Source organism: Streptomyces sp. NPDC024687, from assembly GCF_055559055.1.
Window position 1 is genome coordinate 354,048 of record NZ_JBVHLJ010000008.1, and the last position, 20,045, is coordinate 374,092.

General features: G+C 69.4%; 13 protein-coding genes. 3 read left to right on the forward strand and 10 right to left on the reverse strand.

Features of this window, described 5'->3' with window-relative positions:
• Nucleotides 1-165 precede the first annotated feature (165 nt).
• Both ACZ39I_RS30430 and ACZ39I_RS30435 read left to right on the forward strand, forming a co-directional pair.
• Nucleotides 166-3,957 carry a GH92 family glycosyl hydrolase gene (locus ACZ39I_RS30430; protein ID WP_467247974.1) on the forward strand — a complete coding sequence of 1,264 codons (3,792 nt, stop codon included), beginning with the start codon at nucleotides 166-168 and terminating at the stop codon, nucleotides 3,955-3,957.
• 20 nt (nucleotides 3,958-3,977) lie between these two features.
• Nucleotides 3,978-5,915, forward strand: coding sequence for an alpha-glucuronidase (locus ACZ39I_RS30435; protein ID WP_467247976.1), 1,938 nt, complete (start codon nucleotides 3,978-3,980; stop codon nucleotides 5,913-5,915).
• Here ACZ39I_RS30435 and ACZ39I_RS30440 read toward each other — a convergent pair.
• From ACZ39I_RS30440 to ACZ39I_RS30465, 6 genes are all read right to left on the reverse strand, one after another.
• Nucleotides 5,909-7,918: a beta-galactosidase gene (locus tag ACZ39I_RS30440; protein ID WP_467247977.1), complete on the reverse strand. Its 2,010-nt coding sequence runs from the start codon at nucleotides 7,916-7,918 to the stop codon at nucleotides 5,909-5,911. The genes ACZ39I_RS30435 and ACZ39I_RS30440 overlap by 7 nt on opposite strands.
• A complete protein-coding gene (locus tag ACZ39I_RS30445; RefSeq protein ID WP_467248090.1) occupies nucleotides 7,915-8,538 on the reverse strand; it encodes a YesL family protein in 624 nt (207 codons plus the stop codon). Before ACZ39I_RS30445 ends, ACZ39I_RS30440 begins: the two co-directional genes overlap by 4 nt.
• A gap of 191 nt (nucleotides 8,539-8,729) precedes the next feature.
• Complete coding sequence (locus tag ACZ39I_RS30450; RefSeq protein ID WP_467248092.1) at nucleotides 8,730-10,244, reverse strand: GH39 family glycosyl hydrolase; 1,515 nt, start codon at nucleotides 10,242-10,244, stop codon at nucleotides 8,730-8,732.
• The gene (locus tag ACZ39I_RS30455; protein ID WP_467247979.1) at nucleotides 10,244-11,899 is read right to left on the reverse strand and encodes an ABC transporter substrate-binding protein; all 1,656 of its coding nucleotides are present in this window, start codon (nucleotides 11,897-11,899) and stop codon (nucleotides 10,244-10,246) included. The genes ACZ39I_RS30450 and ACZ39I_RS30455 overlap by 1 nt, the downstream gene beginning before the upstream one ends.
• Nucleotides 11,900-11,936: 37 nt before the next feature.
• The gene (locus ACZ39I_RS30460) at nucleotides 11,937-12,809 is read right to left on the reverse strand and encodes a carbohydrate ABC transporter permease (protein WP_467247981.1); all 873 of its coding nucleotides are present in this window, start codon (nucleotides 12,807-12,809) and stop codon (nucleotides 11,937-11,939) included.
• Nucleotides 12,803-13,783, reverse strand: a complete 981-nt coding sequence (locus ACZ39I_RS30465) for an ABC transporter permease (RefSeq protein WP_467247983.1) — start codon at nucleotides 13,781-13,783, stop codon at nucleotides 12,803-12,805. Before ACZ39I_RS30465 ends, ACZ39I_RS30460 begins: the two co-directional genes overlap by 7 nt.
• Nucleotides 13,784-13,986: 203 nt before the next feature.
• Between ACZ39I_RS30465 and ACZ39I_RS30470 the strand changes: the two genes are divergently transcribed.
• Nucleotides 13,987-15,027, forward strand: coding sequence for an acetylxylan esterase (locus ACZ39I_RS30470; protein ID WP_467247985.1), 1,041 nt, complete (start codon nucleotides 13,987-13,989; stop codon nucleotides 15,025-15,027).
• Between the two features lie 318 nt (nucleotides 15,028-15,345).
• Here ACZ39I_RS30470 and ACZ39I_RS30475 read toward each other — a convergent pair whose 3' ends face one another.
• The 4 genes from ACZ39I_RS30475 to ACZ39I_RS30490 all read right to left on the reverse strand — a co-directional run bounded on the left by ACZ39I_RS30475 (nucleotide 15,346) and on the right by ACZ39I_RS30490 (nucleotide 19,923).
• Nucleotides 15,346-16,410 carry a lytic polysaccharide monooxygenase auxiliary activity family 9 protein gene (locus ACZ39I_RS30475; protein WP_467247987.1) on the reverse strand — a complete coding sequence of 355 codons (1,065 nt, stop codon included), beginning with the start codon at nucleotides 16,408-16,410 and terminating at the stop codon, nucleotides 15,346-15,348.
• A gap of 466 nt (nucleotides 16,411-16,876) precedes the next feature.
• The gene (locus ACZ39I_RS30480; protein WP_467247989.1) at nucleotides 16,877-17,425 is read right to left on the reverse strand and encodes a DUF1062 domain-containing protein; all 549 of its coding nucleotides are present in this window, start codon (nucleotides 17,423-17,425) and stop codon (nucleotides 16,877-16,879) included.
• A gap of 234 nt (nucleotides 17,426-17,659) precedes the next feature.
• Complete coding sequence (locus ACZ39I_RS30485) at nucleotides 17,660-19,204, reverse strand: sensor histidine kinase (RefSeq protein WP_467247991.1); 1,545 nt, start codon at nucleotides 19,202-19,204, stop codon at nucleotides 17,660-17,662.
• Complete coding sequence (locus ACZ39I_RS30490) at nucleotides 19,201-19,923, reverse strand: response regulator transcription factor (protein ID WP_467247993.1); 723 nt, start codon at nucleotides 19,921-19,923, stop codon at nucleotides 19,201-19,203. The genes ACZ39I_RS30485 and ACZ39I_RS30490 overlap by 4 nt, the downstream gene beginning before the upstream one ends.
• Between the last annotated feature and the right edge of the window lie 122 nt (nucleotides 19,924-20,045).

A 20,045-nucleotide genomic window follows, 5' to 3' on the forward strand; every position in this document is an offset into this window, starting at 1 on the left:
GGAAATATGAGCGCCCTGTGCGAAGCTTGCCGGAAAAATCCTCGACATAAGCCCCGAATGCCACAGCCAACACTCTTGACAGCACCGACCACTTGGGCCACTACTGATCCTTGCACGGATTGTGTGACAACGTTGTCCATCCTGGTGCAGGGAGGGTACTCGCCGATGGATCGGTACAGAACTCGGCTCAGACGGAGTGCGGCGGTCGTGATCACGGCCGCCTTTTGCGTGACGGTGGGCTCGCAGGGCGCGGCGGTCGCCCTGCCCGAGGCCCCGCCCCCGGCGGACCGGGGGTTCGCCTCCTCCTTCGAGGCCGGCGAACCCACACCGGACTGGACCAGCAGCGTCGACGGCGGCCGGGCTTCCGGCGTCGACGGCGGCTACAGCACCGGCATCCCCGGCAATGTCACCGACCAGGTCACGGACGTCCGGGCGAGCGCCGAGAACACCGGCGGCGGCGAGGTGAAGGAGAACCTCGTCGACGGCGAGCCGGGTACCAAGTGGCTGGCCTTCGAGTCCACCGGCTGGGCCGAGTTCGACCTGGCCAAGCCGCTCAAGGTGGTCACCTATGCGCTGACCTCGGCCAATGACGCCGCCGAGCGCGATCCCAGCGACTGGACGCTGAAGGGCTCGACGGACGGCAAGGACTGGAAGACCCTCGACACCCGCTCCGGCGAATCGTTCGACGAACGGTTCCGGACGAAGTCGTACGACATCGCGGATCCGGCCGAATACCAGCACTTCCGGCTCGAGATCACGAAGAACAACGGCGCCTCCGGCATCCTCCAACTGGCCGATGTGCAGTTGTCCACGGGCGGCGGCGAGGGGCCGGTGCCGCCGGACATGCTCTCGCTGGTCGACCGCGGTCCGAGCGGATCGCCCACCGCGAAAGCGGGCGCCGGATTCACCGGAAAGAGAGCCCTGCGTTACGCCGGACGGCACACCGCGGACGGGCGGGCGTACTCGTACAACAAGGTCTTCGACGTGGACGTGAAGGTCGACGCGCTCACCCGACTGTCCTACCGGATCTTCCCGGCGATGGCGGACGGCGACCGGGACTACGACGCGACGAACGTCTCCGTGGACCTGGCCTTCACCGACGGCACCTTCCTGAGCGACCTCGGCGCGCGTGACCAGCACGGATTCACGCTGTCACCGCAGGGGCAGGGCGCCTCGAAGGCGCTCTACGTCAACCAGTGGAACCACGTGGCCGCGCGGATCGGGTCGGTCGCGGCCGGGAAGACCGTCGACCGGATCCTCGTCGGGTACGACTCACCGAGCGGGCCGGCGAAGTTCCGGGGCTGGCTGGACGACGTGACGCTGGAGCGGGCCGCGCCCGAGGCGCCCAAGGCGCATCCGTCCGACTACGCGCTCACCACCCGCGGCACCCACTCCAGCGGTGGCTTCTCGCGCGGCAACGACTTCCCGGCGACGGCCGTGCCGCACGGCTTCAACTTCTGGACGCCGGTGACCAACGCGTCCTCGCTGAGCTGGCTGTACGACTACGCCCGCGCGAACAACGACGACAACCTGCCGACGATCCAGGCGTTCAGCGCGAGCCACGAGCCGAGCCCGTGGATGGGTGACCGGCAGACCTTCCAGGTGATGCCGTCGGCCGCCTCCGGGACCCCGGACACCGGCCGGGAGGCGCGGGAGCTGGCCTTCCGGCACGAGAACGAGACCGCGCGGCCGTACTACTACGGGGTGCGGTTCGAGAACGGGCTGAAGGCGGAGATGGCGCCCACCGATCACGCGGCGGTCCTGCGCTTCAGCTACCCGGGCGACGACGCGAGTGTGCTCTTCGACAATGTGACGGACCAGGCGGGGCTGACGCTCGACAAGGCGAGCGGGACCTTCACGGGCTACTCGGACGTGAAGTCCGGGCTGTCGACGGGAGCCACCCGGCTGTTCGTGTACGGCGAGTTCGACCGGGCGGTGAAGGAGGGCTCGTCGAGCGGGGTCAAGGGGTATCTGCGGTTCGACGCCGGCGCCGACCGGACCGTCACCCTGCGCCTCGCCACCTCACTCATCAGCCTCGACCAGGCCAGGGACAACCTGCGGCAGGAGATCCCGGACGGCACGTCCTTCGACGACGTGAAGGGAAGTGCCCGGCGAGCCTGGGACCGGCTGCTCGGCAAGGTCGAGGTGGAGGGTGCCACACAGGACCAGCTGACCACGCTGTACTCCAGCCTGTACCGGCTGTACCTGTACCCCAACTCCGGCTTCGAGAAGGTCGGTTCGACGTACCGGTACGCCTCGCCGTTCTCCCCGATGCCCTCCCCCGACACCCCGACTCACACCGGGGCGAAGATCGTGGACGGCAAGGTGTACGTCAACAACGGCTTCTGGGACACCTATCGGACCACCTGGCCGGCGTACTCACTGCTGACGCCCTCTCAGGCGGGCGACATGGTTGACGGGTTCGTCCAGCAGTACAAGGACGGCGGGTGGACCTCCCGCTGGTCCTCGCCCGGTTACGCGGACCTGATGACCGGCACCTCTTCGGACGTCGCCTTCGCGGACGCGTACGTCAAGGGTGTCGACTTCGACGCCAAGTCGGCGTACGACGCGGCCCTGAAGAACGCCACGGTCGCGCCCCCGTCCTCCGGTGTGGGCCGCAAGGGCATGGAGACCTCGCCCTTCCTCGGCTACACCAGTACCGACACCCACGAGGGCCTGTCCTGGGCGCTGGAGGGCTACCTCAACGACTACGGCATCGCGCGGATGGGCCAGGCGCTGTACGCGAAGACCGGAGAGAAGCGCTACCGGGAGGAGTCGGAGTACTTCCTCAACCGGGCCCGGGACTATGTGAACCTCTTCGACACCAAGGCGGGCTTCTTCCAGGGCCGGGACGCGGACGGCAACTGGCGTGTCCCGTCGTCGAGTTACGACCCACGCGTGTGGGGCTACGACTACACCGAGACCAACGGCTGGGGTTACGCCTTCACCGCCCCGCAGGACAGCCGGGGCCTCGCCAATCTGTACGGCGGCCGCTCCGGGCTCGCCGAGAAGCTGGACGAGTACTTCGCGACGCCCGAGACGGCCGCGCCGGAGTTCGTCGGCTCCTACGGCGGGGTCATCCACGAGATGACGGAGGCGCGGGACGTCCGGATGGGCATGTACGGCCACTCCAACCAGGTCGCCCACCACGTCACCTACATGTACGACGCGGCCGGTCAGCCGTGGAAGACGCAGAAGAACGTCCGTGAGGTGCTGTCGCGGCTGTACGTCGGCAGCGAGATCGGGCAGGGCTACCACGGCGACGAGGACAACGGCGAGCAGTCGGCCTGGTTCCTCTTCTCGGCGCTGGGCTTCTACCCGCTGGTGATGGGCAGCGGCGAATACGCCGTCGGCTCACCGCTGTTCACCAAGGCCACGGTCCATCAGGACAACGGCCGGGACCTGGTGGTCAGGGCGCCGAAGAACAGTGCGCGGAACGTGTACGTACAGGGTCTGAAGGTCAACGGGAAGCCCTGGAGGTCGACGTCGCTCCCCCACTCGGTCCTGTCCAAGGGGGCCGTCCTGGACTTCGACATGGGTCCGCGGCCGTCCAAGTGGGGCACGGGCAAGAACGCGGCCCCGGTGTCCATCACCCACGACGACGAGGTGCCGACGCCGCGCGCGGACGTGCTCGCCGGTGACGGGGCGCTGTTCGACAACACCTCCGCGACGGACGCGACCGTGACCTCGGTGGATCTGCCGGTGTCCGGATCGGTCAAGGCCCTGCAGTACACGGTGACATCGTCCCGGGACCATGCGAAGGCGCCGGACGGCTGGACACTCCAGGGCTCGGACGACGGGACCACGTGGAAGACCCTCGACCGGCGCTCCGGTGAGGCCTTCGCATGGGACCGGCAGACACGGGCGTTCTCCGTGAGGTCCGCGGGTACGTACGGGAAGTACCGTCTCGTGCTCGACGGCGAGGCGGCGGTCTCGGAAGTCGAACTGCTCGCCTGAGCAGGAGCGTTGGGGGTCTCATGCAGGGTGTCGATCCGGCCTGGCTGCCGGACGGGGCGTTCCGGCCGATCGGCACCCGGCGGACCCTGATCCGCGGCTCGCATCCACTGGTGGACACGGTCCACGGGGAGGTGGCTCAGGCCTGCGAACGGTTCGGCGGGAGCGTCTCGCGCGAAACCGGTGCCTGCGACCTGGTGTTGGAGCTCGACGGTGACGACGGCTCCGAGGGGTTCGGGTACGGACGCCGTGACGGCTGTACGACCGTCACGGCGTCCGGGGCGCGCGGGTTGCTGTACGGGTTCTTCCACGTCGTGCGGCTCGGGGAGGCGGCGTTCCAGGGGCAGGTCCAACGGGAGCAGCACCGACCGCGGTTGCCGCTGCGGATGCTCGACCACTGGGACAACGTGGCCGTGCACCCGGTCATGGGCCAGGTGGAGCGCGGATACGCGGGCGGGTCGCTGTTCTGGGAGGACGGGCGGGCGCGCGGGCAGTGGGAGCGGGTGCGGCAGTACGGAAGACTGCTCGCCGCGTGCGGGATCAACGCCCTGGCCGTCAACAACGTCAACGTGCACGCGACCGAGGCACGGCTGCTGACCGACCGGATCGGTGAAGTGGCCGACATCGCGGGTGTGTTGAGGCCGTACGGCATTCGCGTCCACCTCTCGGTGACCTTTGCCGCGCCGATGTTGCTGGGCGGTCTGCCGACGGCCGATCCGCTCGACCCGGACGTGTCGGCGTGGTGGGCCGAGGCGGCCGCGCGGGTGTACGCGGCGATCCCCGACTTCGGCGGGTTCGTGGTCAAGGCCGACTCCGAGGGCCGGCCGGGCCCGTTCGCGTACGGGCGCACCCACGCCGACGGCGCCAACATGCTGGCCGCTGCTCTGGAACCGCACGGCGGCACGGTCCACTGGCGGGCCTTCGTCTACGACCACCGCCAGGACTGGCGGGACCGCTCGACCGACCGGGCGCGGGCCGCGTACGACCATTTCGTGCCGCTGAACGGAGAGTTCGCGGACAACGCCGTCCTCCAGGTCAAGCACGGGCCGATGGACTTCCAGGTGCGGGAGCCGGTCTCACCCCTGATCGGGGCGATGCCCGCCACGCGGCTCGCAGTGGAACTCCAGGCGACGCAGGAGTACACCGGGCAGCAGCGGCACGCGTGCTGGCTGGGGCCGATGTGGAGCGAGGTGCTGCGCTTCGGGATCAACGGGGAGTCCACAGTTGGTGAGTTGGCGCGCGGTGGGCTCGTCGCCGTGTCCAACGTCGGGGACGACCCGTTCTGGACCGGGCATCCGCTGGCCCAGGCGAACCTGTACACGTTCGGGCGGCTGGCCTGGGAGCCGGGGGCCGATCCGCATCGCGTCCTCGACGAATGGATCGGGCTCACCTTCGGAGCCGGGCCGGTGGCGGGGGTGCGCGCGGTGTTGACCGGATCATGGCGGACGTACGAGAAGTACACCGCACCGCTCGGAGTCGGCTTCATGGTCCAGCCGGGGCACCACTACGGGCCGAGCGTCGACGGCTACGAGTACAGCCCGTGGGGCACCTACCACTTCGCGGACCGCGACGGCCTCGGTGTCGACCGGAGCGTGGCGAGCGGGACCGGGTACGCGGGGCAGTACGCGAAGCCCTGGGCCGAGGTGTACGAGTCCGCGGAGACCTGCCCGGACGAGCTGCTGCTGTTCTTCCACCACGTGTCGTACGACCACATGCTGCGCAGCGGCAAGACGGTGATCCAGCACATCTACGACACGCATTTCGAGGGCGTGGCGGAGGTGGAGGCAACGCGGGAGGTGTGGGCCTCGCTGGCGGGTCTCGTGGACCCGGCGTGCCACGCGCGGGTGACGGAGCGGTTCGAGGAGCAGCTCCGCAGTGCCCGCGAGTGGCGCGATCAGGTCAACAGTTACTTCTTCCGGAAGTCGGGGGTGCCGGACGAGCGGGGGCGGCGCATCTACTGAAGGCGTAGGACGGCGACGCCCCGCGGGTCGAGAGTGAGCGGGGCGCCCGCCTCGGTCCGCTTCCCCGTGAGCAGGTCGGTCGCGGTGGCGTGGGCCGTCAACTCCACTGGCACCGCAGCGTGGTTGAGGAGGAACAGCAGGCGGCTTCCGTCAGGGGCCGTCCTGGCCGCGACCTCCAGTCCTTCGTGATCGGCGTACGGGCCGATCAGGTCGTGGCGGGCCAGGACACGGCGGACCACCTGGTTCACACCCGGCTGACCGAGGGCGGTGGCGACGTACCAGCCCTCGCCCTGCCCGTAGTGGTTGCGGGTCACGGCGGGGGTTCCGGCGTAGAAGTCCGCGCCGTACGTGGCGACCGTCTCGGCGCCCCGCGGCCGCACGATCTCGAAGACGAGCCGTCCCTCCGAGCCCAGTTCGGGGACGGGCTGGGCGAACCCCGGCGGGCGGGAGTCCCACTCGTCGATGCGGATGCCCATCAGGGGTGCGAGGGGGCCGGGGACGTCGGTGAGAAAGGCCCGGTCGTGCTCGTCGACCCGGCCGGAGAGGAAGGTGGCGAGGACCGTGCCGCCGCGTTCCGCCACCGCTTCGAGCCGGGCGGCGAGGTCGCCCTTGACCATGTGCAGGGCGGGGGCGAGCACCACGTCGTACGGGGTGAGGTCGGTGGTGTGCGGGACGACGTCCACGTCCGCGCCTGCCTCGCGGGCCGCCCGGTAGTAGGCGTGCACCACCTCCTGGTACCGGACCAGGCGCGAGGGACCGTCGGAGATCTCCAGGGCCCACCAGCTGTCCCAGTCGAAGAGCAGGGCGGTGCGGGCCGGGGTGCGGGCACCGAGAGACGCGTTGCCGAGCAGCTCCAACTCCTCGCCCAGTGCGGCCACCTCCCGGAAGACCCGGGTGTCGTCGCGGCCCGCGTGGCCGATGACCGCCCCGTGGTACTTCTCGCAGGCTCCCCGGGAGGCGCGCAGCTGGAAGTAGAGGGCCGCGTCGGCGCCGTGGGCGATCGCCTGGTAGGTGGCCAGGCGCAACTCGCCCGGCCTGCGCAGGGGGTTGACGTCACGGCAGGCCGTGGTGGACGGGGTCTGCTCCATCAGCCAGAAGGGAGCGCCGCCCTTGAGGCCGCGCATCAGGTCGTGGGCCAGGGCGGCCCAGGTCGGCGGGGCGTCCAGGGGCGGGTAGCTGTCCCAGGACACGAAGTCGAGGTGGGGTGCCCAGCGGTGGTAGTCGAGGGGGCGAAACATGCCCATGAAGTTGGTCGTGACGGGGGTGACCGGATCATGGGTGCGGATCACCTCCTTCTCGGCGAGGAAACAGCCGAGCAGCGCGTCGGTGGTGAAGCGGAAGTAGTCGAGCGTGATGCCCTGGAAGGCGGTGTGGTCGGGGCCCCGCCAGTGCTCGGTGAGGGCGCTCGGCGGTTCGATCTCCTCGAAGGAGGTGTAGCGGTGTGACCAGAACGTCGTCCACCAGGCGTCGTTGAGGGCGTCCAGGGTGACGTATCTGTCCCTCAGCCAGTCCCGGAAGGCGTCGGCGCACAGGTCGCAGTAACAGAAGCCGCCGTACTCGTTGTTGATGTGCCAGGCGAGCAACGCCGCGTGGTCCGCGTACCGTTCGGCGAGTCGTTCCGCCATGGCCGTGGCGAGTCGGCGGTACGCCGGTGAGCTGGGGCAGAAGTTGTGGCGCTGGCCGTAGCGGTGCCGGCGGCCCTCGAAGTCGGTGCGGTTGACCTCGGGATACCGGTGCGCGAGCCAGGGCGGCAGGGCGGCCGTGCCGGTGGCCAGACAGACCTGTCGGCCCTCGGCCGCCGCCCGGTCCAGGATGCGGTCGAGGATCGTGAAGTCGTAGGTGTGCTCGGCGGGTTGGGTGACGGACCAGGAGAAGACGCCGACGGTGAGGGTGTCGATGCCGGCCCGGGTGAACAGACGGTGGTCGGCGTCCCAGACCTCCTGCGGCCACTGCTCGGGGTTGTAGTCGCCGCCGTAGGGGATCTTGGAGCTCGACGGGCTCATGCGGTGAAGTCCTCCTGGGTCTCGGCGATCACGGGGCGGCTGCTGTGCAGCAGGGACAGCAGCAGCGGGGCCGCCAGCAGGGCGGGCAGGGCCTCGGTCAGTACGGCGGTCCCGGCGGCCGTCAGGACGAGCAGCGAGGCGGCGCCGAGGGTGGCGCCCCCGTGCCGGAAGAGGAAGTAACCGGCGAGGCGTGCGGTGTCCCTCGCCCGGAAGGCGAACAGGGCGGTGAGGACGAGCGTGTGCGCACCCCACAGAAGGGAGCCGACGCCGATCGCCGCCAGCAGTACGGCCCACCAGCCGGGCAGGCCGGTGGCGGTGAAGTGGGTGAGCGTGAAGGCGATGACCGTGAGCCAGGTCAGCAGGGGGGTCCACAGCTTCAGGGCGGGGACGGCGTTGAGCCGCCAGCCGCGCCAGTAGGACCGGGCCGGGTGGAGGTCGGTGAGGTCGCGGTCGCGGTGGTGGAGGGCGTACAGGGCGGCGGCCGTGGCCGGGCCGAGGGGCAGCAGGCATACGGCGGCGAGCGGGAGGTTGGCGGGGGCGGGGCCCAGCAGGAGCAGCCCTGCCAGGCCCGGGGAGGCGGCGACGAGCAGCAGGGCCTCGACGGTGACGAGGGTGTGGATGAGGGCCGCGGCGCGGGAGAGGGGGCCGGTGCCGAAGGAGGGGGCGGTGCCGGGGCGGTCGTCGCGAACCGTGAGTGGGACGCCGGGTCGGGCGGCGGCCGGGGTGGCGTAGGGCGGGGTGGCGTGGGCCGGGGTGGCGTGGGCCCCCGCCCGGGTGCGACCGGCTGCCGCGCGTACCCGGCTCACCCCACTCACCGCGGGCCCGTCCCCAGCAGTCGGCGTTCGTCCCACCACTCCGGTGCCTCCTCCACGACCGGGCTCACCTCCACGAGCGTGATCTCGTGGCGGGCCAACGTCAGGTCCAGTTCGGTCCGGTCGTCCTCGACCGGCAGCCGCAGGTGCTGCCGGCCGGGCTCGGCGGCCTCGTGGAGTACGTCGAGCTGGTGCGGGTGGGGTGAGCGCGGGCTGCCCATCCGCTGCCAGGCCGTGCGGGCGTTGCCGTGCTCCTCGTCGACCACGGACCGCCGTACGAACGCCTCCCGCGCACCCGGCACCGGCACGGACAGGCGCAGCCGGTGCCGGGACGGCCCGGGCGTCTCACCGCTCGCGTCGACCGGTGCCCAGGCGAGGACGGTCACCCGGCCGTCGGGGTGCCGGGTGACCAGGTGGTCGGCGCCACGGGTGAGCAGGTCGGGGCCCATGCGGGCCATGAAGGCGTAGAGGTGGTAGGTCGGTTTCCTCACCTGTCGGTGGGTGAGCAGGCCGAAGCCGCCGTGGAAGAGCGCGGTCGGCGGGCCGTTCTCCTCGAACATGTCGCTGAAGGTCCAGTACGAGAAGGAGTCGACGTGATCGCCGCCGCGCGCGAGGACCGGAGCCAGGTACGCCGCGTGGAAGGCGGTGTCGTGGACCGGGTTGTCGGGGCGGTAGGAGGAGTTGAACTCCGTGATGTGCACGGGCAGTTCGGCGAGGCGGGTGCCCTTCAGCCGTTCGCGGGGCGTGGCGAACTGGTCCAGGAGGTCCTGGGCCGGTGCCAGGGTCTGGTGGGTGCCGAAGGGGACGTGCTGGGCGGGTCCCGAGGTGTAGGCGTGCTTCGACACGAAGTCGACCGGGACGTCGCGCTCTGCGGCGAACTCGGCGAAGCGGTCCAGCCACTCGTCCGCGGCCGGTGAGATCGCGGGGCCGCCGACCTGGAGATCCGGGTCCACGTCCTTCACCACGCCCGCCGTCACCTCGTAGAGGCGGTGGTACGCCTTCTCGTCCGCGCCCTGCCAGAAGTCGGGCAGGTTGGGCTCGTTCCACACCTCGATGGGCCAGGTGCGCACCTCGGCGAGGCCGTAGCGGTCGATGAGGTGCCTGAGGGTCGCCCGGACCAGGTCGGCCCACTCCTTCTCGGACCGGGGCGGGGTGACGTTCCCGTGCCACCAGAACACGGTCTGCTCCCCCGACGCCAACTCCGCCGGCATGAAGCCGAGTTCGAGGAAGGGCCGGATGCCGAGCTCCAGGTAGGCGTCGACGACCTGGTCGACGTAGGTGAAGGAGTGCCGGACGCGCCGGACGCCCTCGGGCCACTCGTACGGCCGGTAGACGCCCATGCCGTCGCTCAGCAGCCCGTGGCCCCGGATGTACCGGAAGCCGATCTCGCGCTGGAGCAGCTTCAGGGAGTCCTGGTAGTCGCGGCGCAGGGCGAGTTCGATCCGGCCGGTGCCCACGCAGTGGCGCCAGGCGTCGGAGAAGGGTCCGGACGGCTCGGTGGGGACGCGGAAGATCACCCGTTCTCCTTCTGGAAACGCTCGTGCGCCTTGTTGTGCAGGTCGACGAGTTGCTGCATGTTCTTCGCCTTCAACTCGGCGACGAACGCGTCCCATTCGGACAGCGGGCGCTTGCCGAGCACGAACTGGAGGGTGTTCTGGATGGCGTGGTCCTTGAGGGGGGTGTCCCAGAGGGTCGCCTGCTCCTGCTCGAAGGACTGCAGGGGGTGGGCCGGGTCGACGGGCAGTTCCTTGCGCCGGGACATGACGTCCTGGAACTTCTTCTCGTCGGGGCTGAAGTTGGAGGACACCAGCTCCCAGCTGCCGCCGTAGGTGAACACGCCGTTGAAGAAGCCGTAGTCCTTCTGGAGGTCCTTCGGGGCGTCGGGATCGGAGCCCATCAGCGAGATCCCGGGCTTCAGCGTGTACCTGCCGCCGGACTCGGTGTAAGTGACGCCCTCCACGCCCCACTTGCAGAACTTCTGGCCCTCGTCGGAGTACCAGAGCCAGTCCACGAACTGCATCATCGCGACGAAGTCGGCGCTCTTGAGGGCCTTGCTGGAGATCATGACGCCGTTCTCCAGCCGGATGCCACTCAGCAGGACCGGTCCTGCCGGACCGAGCGGCACCGGGACCATCTCGATCTTCGAGCCCTTGACCTGCTTGTTCAGGTTGTAGCGGTAGTTCTGGACCAGCTCCTGCGGGTTGGCGCTGATCGCATAGGACTTCTCGGCCAGCAGCTTCTGCACGGCCTGGTCGTCCTGCTGGGTGAAGCTCTCGGGGTCCAGCAGCTTCTCGGCGACGATCTTCCGCAGATACTCGATCATCTGCCGGTAGCCGTCCTGGGTCGCCGTGAAGACGAACTGCTGCTTCTTGGCGTCGAAGCTGATGTTGTCGTACGCCCAGCCCGCCCGGACGCCGTACGCCTGGCCCAGATAGCCGAACAACGCGCCGCACGGGAAGGGGGTGTTGGTGCTCCAGCGGTCCGTCCACGGGTACTTGTCCGGGTACTCCGCCTTGAGCGCCTTGAGGACGTCGTACACCTCGTCCCAGGTCGTGGGCAGGGACAGTCCGTGCTGGTCGAGGATGTCCGTGCGGAAGGACAGCGAGTAGCCGGCCTTGGGCCTCTCGTGCAGCCCGGGCAGCAGGTAGTACTTGCCGTCGGACTGCCGGATGGAGTCGAGTTCCGGCTCCAGCTTCCACTTCTTCACCTTGTCGCGGAAGTTGGGCATCAGGTGCGTGTAGTCGCTGACCGGGAGGATGGCGCCCGACGAGACGAAGGCCACCTCGGAGGGGTGGTACGTCTTCGGGATCAGGAAGGGCGCGTCGCCCGCGCCGATCAGGACACTGCGCTTCTTCTCGTAGTCGGCCAGGGGGACGTCGAGGGGCTTGATGGTGACGCCGGTGCGTTGGGTGACCTCCTTCCAGAACAGCCAGTTCTTCTTGAGGGGGTAGACCGGGTTGTCGTTGTGCAGCAGGGAGAAGGACAGCGCCTTGGTGGCCTTGAACTGCTGGCCGGCCTGGTACTCCTTCATCGCGCCGTTCTGCTTCTTGGACAGGTCCTTGGAGTCGCCTCCGTCGTCGCCGCTGCCACAGCCGGTGAGGGTGGCGAGGCCGATGAATCCCGCGGCGGCCAGGATCTGACGCCGTGACAGCTGTCCGGTGTTCTCCACGGATACTCCCTTGTTCCGTAAGTGAAATGACGGGCTGTCAGCCCTTGACCGCGCCGAGCATCACGCCCGAGACGAAGAAACGCTGGACGAACGGGTACACGCAGATGATCGGCAGCGCGGTGAGCACGATCGTGACCGCCTGGATGCTGGCGCCGACCTGGCTGAGTTCCGCCGTGCCTGCGCCCGCGTTGCCGCCCCCGGTGGCACCGGCGATGAGGTTGCGCAGATAGACGGTGACCGGCATCAGGTCGGAGTGGTCCATGTAGAGGAACGCGCTGAACCAGGAGTTCCAGAAGGACACCGTGTAGAAGAGCACCATGGTCGCGACGACCGCCTTGGACAGCGGCAGCACGATCCTGAGGAGGATGCCGTAGGTGCTCAGGCCGTCGATCTGCGCGGCCTCCTCCAGATCGGTCGGCAGGCTCTCGAAGAAGGCCTTCATCACCAGCAGGTTGAAGACGCTGATCGCGTTGGGCAGCGCGATGGCCCAGACGCTGTTCTTCAGCCCGAGGTGGGTGACCAGGAGGTAGTTCGGGATCAGACCGCCGGTGAAGAACATCGTGAACACGGCGATGCCGACGAGCAGTCCGCGCCCCCTGAGGTGCTTCTTCGACAGGACGTAGGCGTAACAGGTGGTCAGGACCATGGCGACTGCGGTGGACACGAGCGTGTAGAACACGGTGTTGCCGTAGTTCCGCCAGAACATCGAGTCCTGGAAGACGATCCGGTACGTGGTGAGGTTGAACCCCTTGGGCCACAGGGTCACTTCACCGGCCCGGATCTGCCGCTCCCCGCTGAAGGACCTCGCGACGATGTTGACGAAGGGGTACAGGGTCACGAGCACCACGAGGGTGAGGATCACCCCGTTGACGCCCTGGAAGACCCGGTAGGAACGGCTCGGCCTCACCACAGGCTGGTCCCCACTGCGCGGCGCGAGAGCGTGTTGGCGGTCGTGATCAGGACCAGGCCGATGACCGCCTCGAACAGCCCGATGGCGGCGGCGTAACTGAAGCTGTTGGACTCGACGCCCGCCCGGTAGACGTACGTCGAGATCACGTCGGCGGTCGGGTACGTCAGCGGGTTGTAGAGCAGCAGGACCTTCTCGAAGCCGACCGCCATGAACGTGCCGATGTTGAGGATCAGCAGCGTGATCATGGTGGGGCGGATGCCGGGCAGGGTGACGTGCCAGATCTGCTTCCAGCGGTTGGCGCCGTCGATGCGCGCGGCCTCGTACAGGTCCTCGTCGATGGTGGTGAGCGCGGCGAGGTAGAGGATCGTGCCCCAGCCGGCGGTCTGCCAGACCTCCGAGCCGACGTAGATCGTGCGGAACCAGTCGGGTTCCTGGATGAAGCGGATCTCGTCGTGGCCGAACCAGCCGAGGGCGTGGTTGACCGGACCGTCGGTGGCGAGCATCTGCATCGTGAGGCCGGCGACGATCACGATCGACAGGAAGTGCGGGAGGTACGACACCGACTGCACGAACCGCTTCAGGGAGCGCCGGCGCACCTCGTTGAGCAGCAGGGCGAGGACGATCGGGATCGGGAAGCAGAACACCAGCGTGAGCCCGCCGAGCCACAGGGTGTTGCGGAACACCTGCCAGAAGGTCGGGTCGCCAAGGAACATGCGCACATAGCGCAGACCCACCCAGTCCTCGCCGAACATCGAGCCACCGGGCTCGAAGCGCCGGAACGCGATCACGTTGCCGATCATCGGCAGATAGCGGAAGACCAGGAAGAACAGCAGCGGCAGGACGGCCAGCGAGTAGAGCTGCCAGTCGCGGCGCAGGGTCCGGCGCCAACTCCTGCGCGGCGAGGGGTGGGTTGCGGCCACGGGTGGGTCTTGAACGCTGGACGGTGGAGAGGCCGACTTGACGGATGTGCTCATGCTCGGTCCTCTCAGACGGAGGCACGGAACCGAAACTTTCGAGCGCTTACCGGTAACTTCGCGGCAACTTAAAGGGATGGAGAAAGCGCTGTCAATGGGGCGGGCAGGAGATACCTGAGGGAGGAGTGGGGTAGGACAGGAAGGCGACATGCCGGCCCTCTCCGCAAGTTTCACTAAGTGGACCGACTCATGCGAGGTGCCCTGTGCCTGCGTTCGACCTGCCCGTCAGGGAGCTGGAGCAGTACCGCCCCGATGTCCAGGAACCCCCGGATTTCGACGAGTTCTGGCGTGACACCCTGAAGGAGGCGGCGCAGCCGGACGTGTTGGTGTCGGTGCGCCCGGCGGAGAGCGGGCTGCGGCTGACCCGGACCTGGGACGTGACCTTCCGCGGCTTCGCCGGTGATCCGGTACGCGCCTGGTACAGCAGACCCGCCGGGGTGCGCGAGCCACTGCCCGCGGTCGTCGAGTACGCCGGCTACGGCCGTGGCCGCGGTCTCCCCCACGAGCGGCTGACCTGGGTGAACGCCGGGTACGCGCATCTGCTGATGGACAACCGCGGTCAGGGCGACCAGTACGGCAACGGCGGCGCGACCCCCGACCCGCACGCCTCGGCACCGGGCGGCCCGGGCCCCGCGGTGCGGGGGCTGCTCGATCCACGCGCCTACCACTACCGGCGGCTGATCACGGACGCGGTGCGTGCGGTGGCCGCTGTGCGCGCCCTTCCGGGTGTGGAGGCGTCCGGCGTCGCGGCCGTCGGCAACAGCCAGGGTGGCGGACTGGCGTTGGCGGTCGCGGGGCTGGTGCCGGATCTGGCGGCGGTCCTGGTCACCGCGCCTTTCCTGTGCGGGATCCGGCGCGCCTTGGACCTCACCGACGCGAGTCCGTACGGCGAGATCAGCGCATACCTCTCGGTGCACCGGGGCGTGGAGGAGGCCGCGTACCGCACGCTCTCGTATGTGGAGGGCGTCTCCTTCGCGCGGCGCGCTGCGGCCCCGGCCCACTTCGGAACCGGCCTGCGCGACACGGTGTGCCCGCCGAGCGGGGCGTACGCGGCCTTCAACCGCTACGGCGAACTGACCGGCGTGGACCCCCGCAAGGAGATCCACGCCTATCCGTACAACGGTCACGAGGGGGGCGACGCGGTGCAGGTGCGACGCCAACTCGACTGGATGGCAGGGGTGTTGGAGGTGGCCCCCGTCAGCCTCGCCACGCCTGCAAGCCCCGTCAGCTCACAGCTGGCGTGAACTGGTGCAACTCCAGCCATTGTCGCAGTCGGCCTCGTCATGGTCGCCGGTGTCGTCCGAGATCCCGGTGTTGTCGTACGCGGCGAGGAGGGTCGGGCGCGGCCACCCCCAACTGAGTTGACATCGTTGTCCGTTGACGCGACAGAGTCAGGTGTAGACCACTCGACAACGTTGTCGCGCGTCGCGTCGTCACAAGCCATGCACCATCCGTGTCGGCCACCACCCCCCTTGCGCCGGCACGGCTCGCGGACCCGGTGGCGCACAGCCCCACCGGGTCCGCCCTGAGCATGAAGGTCCCGAGCGTGCTCTGGCGGTGACTCAGCCGACGCGGCAGGGAAGTGTCGTGGCGGTGTCGCCTCCGGATCCGGTGACGACGTATCCGAACGTCGCACTCTGTCCCGGACTGAGTGAGCCGTTCCAGTTGGCGTTGTGCACCATCACGTCCTGGCCGGTGTAGGTGGCGCTGCCGTTCCAGAGACTGTCGACCTTCTGTCCGGCCGGCAGGGTCCAGTCGACCATCCAGCCCAGCATCGGCACGTCGCCGGAGTTGGTGACGGTCACCTCGGACTGGTAGCCGCCGCTCCAACTGCCCGTGGTCTTACGGGTGGCGGTGCAGGTGCCGGGCACCGGCTCGGACGGGTTGCCGGGCTCGTGGATGCCGGTGACCTCGCCGTTGCCGCCGTCGAAGACGACGTCGGAGCAGGAGTAGAAGGTCTCCGCGCTGTCCGAGCGCTGCCAGACCATGTAGATGATGTGGCGGCCGGACTTGTTCGCCGGAAGCTGTCCCGTCCAGGAGTAGTTGGCCTCGACCGTGCCCGGGCTGCCGTTGAGCGGCGGGTGGTCGACGCTGAGGAACGGCTGGGCCTCCATGTCGTCCCAGGTGAGGGTCTTCTTGGGGTCGAAGCCGTCCTTGGTGACGTAGACGTAGAACCAACCCGGGTGCGCCGCCCAGGCGTTGTAGGAGAAGTCGACCGTCTTGCCCGCGGTGAGATGGGTGAGCGGCCAGTCGTCGCGGGCGGCGTTGAAGCCGGTGAAGTTGGTGTTGCCGCCGCTGCACAGCTGACCGTCCGGCACGAAGCCGCGGGTGCGGCCGGCGCCGTCCGAGCGGAGCACGGAGAACCAGTTGTAGAACGGTGTGGTGCCGCTGACCGCCTGGGCGTTCCGGCAGGCCGGGTTGACCGGCTTGATCTCACCGGTGTCGGTCAGCGCGTCCTGCCAGCACAGGAAGGTACGGCTGGCGGGCTTCATCGGGGTGCCGTGGGCCTCGGCCTTGCCGCCGGCCGTGAGGACGAGACTGAGGGCGGGGATGGTGGCGAGCAGGGAGACGAGGACCAGGAAGAGGGCTCTGGGGCGTGTCACCCTCGATAACTTTGTCAGGATCATGACAGTCCAGTCCGTTCCTTGGGGTACGGGCCGTGTGGGGTGTGTGGTTGCCTGTGGCTGCCGTGGGATGGGGGCGACCGGCGGGCGGGTTCCGGTCCGTCCGAATGGGAGCGCTCCCACCCCACGTGTTGCGGAAGGTAGCGCGAACCGGGGCGACTGTAAACAGCTGGCGGTGTCTTCGCCTGGGTGCGGTCCCGCATCCCCCTGTAAGTACCGGCCGTGTTCTGGTGGGGCGGGCGGTTGCCTGAGTACGCCGGGGTCGGCGGAGCGCAGTGCTGCGAGAGGTTGGCGGGGCGGGTGCCGCTCGGACGGCCGAGGGACTCAACTCGCCTCCTTCCAGGGCCCGTAGCCGTCGGGCAGGCATCGCTCGGTCGGCCAGCGCGGCGGTGGGGCGGCGGCAGGTGCTGCCCGCCTCACGGGCACCTGGGGTCTGGCTACGCCGGGTCCCAGGTGCCCATCCCGGGGCTCAGCGTTTGAGCGTGAAGGTGAAGGCGCTGGAGAGTCTGGCGTTCAGCCGGACCCCGGAGACCAGCTTGCCCTCCGTGATGAGTCTCTCGACCTCGGCCCGGGAAAGGCCGCAGCCTTCGGCGATCAGCCGCACCGGGCGGACGGGGATCCGGGCCGCGAAACGGACCGATACGTCGATCACCTCGCGGCTGAGATGACCCGTTCCGCCGGTGTCGAGGCGCCAGGCGCCGCCCCAGTCCAGGGCGATGCGGTTACGGCGTCGCAGGACCGGGTTCTGGAGCAACTCGGCGGCCAGACCAGGGTCGTTGGCGTGCAGCCGGTCCAGCAGTTCAGGTCGTACGGAACGCACATGGCTCCGCTCGAGGACCGTGAGCTTCGCCGTGTCCCCGCAGACGGTACAGAGCACGAGGAGCCAGGCGTCGATGAGCTTGTGGTTCGCGTTGACGCGAAACTTGCCGTTCGCCCGGAAGCGTTGCGACGCGCACACGCGGCAACGGCGGAGAACGAGCGGGAGGCAGGTGGGCATGACCACCCAGTCGGTGAGCACAGGAGTACACCGGTTTCAGTGAGAAGTCCGCAGCAAAAAGCAGCGCGGCGCACAGGTGCGACGCGCGACCGATCAGCGTTCGGGAGGTCTCACACGGTGTACAACGGCACGTCCTTGTTTGGGGAACCCGGTTCGGCAGCACGGTAATGGCGGTCAGCGGCGCGGCTCCACTGGTTTTCGACCCTGCGACGGGAGTGAGGGTCCGAGCGCCTGAGAGACAATCAACCGACGCGATTACACCGACGCCCCGTTGCCCGAGACCGCCCGCTCCTCCTCCACCGCCGTCTCCATGGCCGCCGGGAGCTCGATCGTGAACTCGGTGCGTCCCGGGACGCTGTTCACCTGGATGTGGCCGCCGTGGGCCGCCGAGATCGCCGCCGCGATGGCCAGACCCAGGCCGGAGCCACCGGAGTTGGCGTCGGCGCGGGAGCGGGAGGTGTCTGCTCGGGTGAAGCGTTCGAAGACCGTGGGCAGGAGGGCCGGGGGGATGCCGGGGCCGTTGTCGCGGACGCGGATCACGCAGCGATCGCCCGCGGACTCCACCGCTGCCGTCACCCTCGTACCGGCCGGTGTGTGCATCCTCGCGTTGGCCAGGAGGTTGGCCACCACCTGGTGCAGGCGGGCCGCGTCGCCGGTTACCAACGCCGGGGTGTCCAGGCTCAGTTCGAGCTGCCAGTCGTGGCCGCTTCCCGCCGCGCGCGCGTCCCACACCGCCTCCGCGACCAGTCCCGCCAGGTCCACCTCGGCGGACTGGAGGGGGCGGCCCTCGTCGAGGCGGGCCAGCAGGAGCAGGTCCTCCACCAGGCCCGTCATCCGCGCCGACTCCGCCGAGACCCGGCGCCAGGCCAGCACCGGTTCGATGCGGTCGGTGCCGCGGTTCATCAGCTCGGCGTATCCGGCGATCGAGGCGAGCGGTGTGCGCAGTTCGTGGCTGGCGTCGGCCAGGAAGCGCCGCATGTGTTCCTGGCTGCGCCGCATCCGCTCCTCGCCGCGCTGCCGCTCGGCGAGGGAGGACTCCACGTGGTCGAGGAGATGGTTGAGCGCGGCGCCGACCTGGCCGGCCTCGCTGTCGGGGTCGGTGTCGCGCTCGGGTACCCGGGGCAGGCCGGTGACCTCGCCGTGTCCGAGCGGGGCGCGGGAGACCTCGGCGGCGGTGGCGGCGACCCGGCCGAGGGGGCGCAGTTGCCGCCGTATGACCACCGCGCAGACGCAGCCGGCGACGGCCAGCCCGGCCACGGCGACGCCCGTCTCGATCATCACGAGTCCACTGATCATGTCCTGGACGTCGTCCATGGGCAGGCCGGCGAGGACCCGGACACCGCCGTCCACGAGGACGGTGACCCGGTAGATGCCGAGGCCGGGCACGGTCCGGGTGTGCATCGCCCCGTCCGCCCGGATGCCGGCCAGGGCGGTGCGCTGGCCGGTACCGAGGCCGCGGGTCGGGCCGTCCTGGACGACGACGGCCGCGGAGACGACGGCGCCGTCCTCGTCCAGCCGGGCGGCGAGCATTCCGGCGGGCTGCCCGTTTTCCCCCAGGAACGTCAGATCGTCCTGGTGGTCCTGGTGCAACGAGGCTCCTCCCAGGGCCCGTTCGGCGGTGTCGCGGACCCGGTCGTCCAGGCTGCCCATCAGATAGGCGTGCTGGAAGAGCGTGGTGATCAGGCCCATCGCGACACACATCACGACCAGAGTGGCGCTGACGAAGACGAGCAGGCGGGTACGGAGGGAACGGGTGCGGATGGAACGGGTACGCGTCCTCGCGCTCGGCCGCCGGCTCATCTCCCGTCCTCCGCGGCCCTGATGGAGTACCCGAACCCGCGCACGGTGTGGATCATCGGTGCCCGTCCCCTGTCGATCTTCCGGCGCAGGTTGGAGATGTAGACCTCGACGAGATTGCCGCCGCCGAAGGAACTGCTCCAGACGTGGTCGAGGATCTGCGCCTTGCTGAGCACCTGGCGCGGGTGGCCGAGCAGGAGACCGAGCAGGTCGAACTCCTTCGCGGTGAGCTGGACGGGCTCGCCCGCGCGGCGCACTTCGCGGGTGTTCTCGGTCAGGACCAGGTCGCCGAGCACATGGACGCGGTCGTCGGTGCGTCCGTGCACGGAGCCGGCCCGGCGCAGCAGTGCGCGCAGCCGCAGTACGACCTCCTCCAGGGAGAAGGGCTTGGTGACGTAGTCGTCGGCACCGGCCTCCAGCCCGTCGAGCCGGTGTTCCAGGGCGTCGCGGGCGGTGAGCATGAGGACGGGCAGTTTCGGGTTCTCGAAGCGCAGCCGGCGCAGCACCTGGAGGCCGTCCAGGTCGGGCAGCATCCAGTCCAGGACGACGGCGTGCGGTGCGCAGTCGCGTGCGCTCCTCAGCGCGCTGCGCCCGTCCAGGGCCGGGTAGGGGCGCCAGCCCGCCTCGGTGACGGCGACGGACAGCACTTCGTTGAGTGCGGGCTCGTCGTCGACGATGAGCACGCGTACACGGCCCGTCCGGGGCCCGGAGGTGCTGGTCATGTACCGATCGTGTCCCGGCCCGCTGAGGGAATCCTGTGTTCCACCTGAGGGTGGGTGATGACCTGCGGTGACGGGGTACGGCGAAGGGCCGCACCCCCGTCACCGGGAGTGCGGCCCTCAGG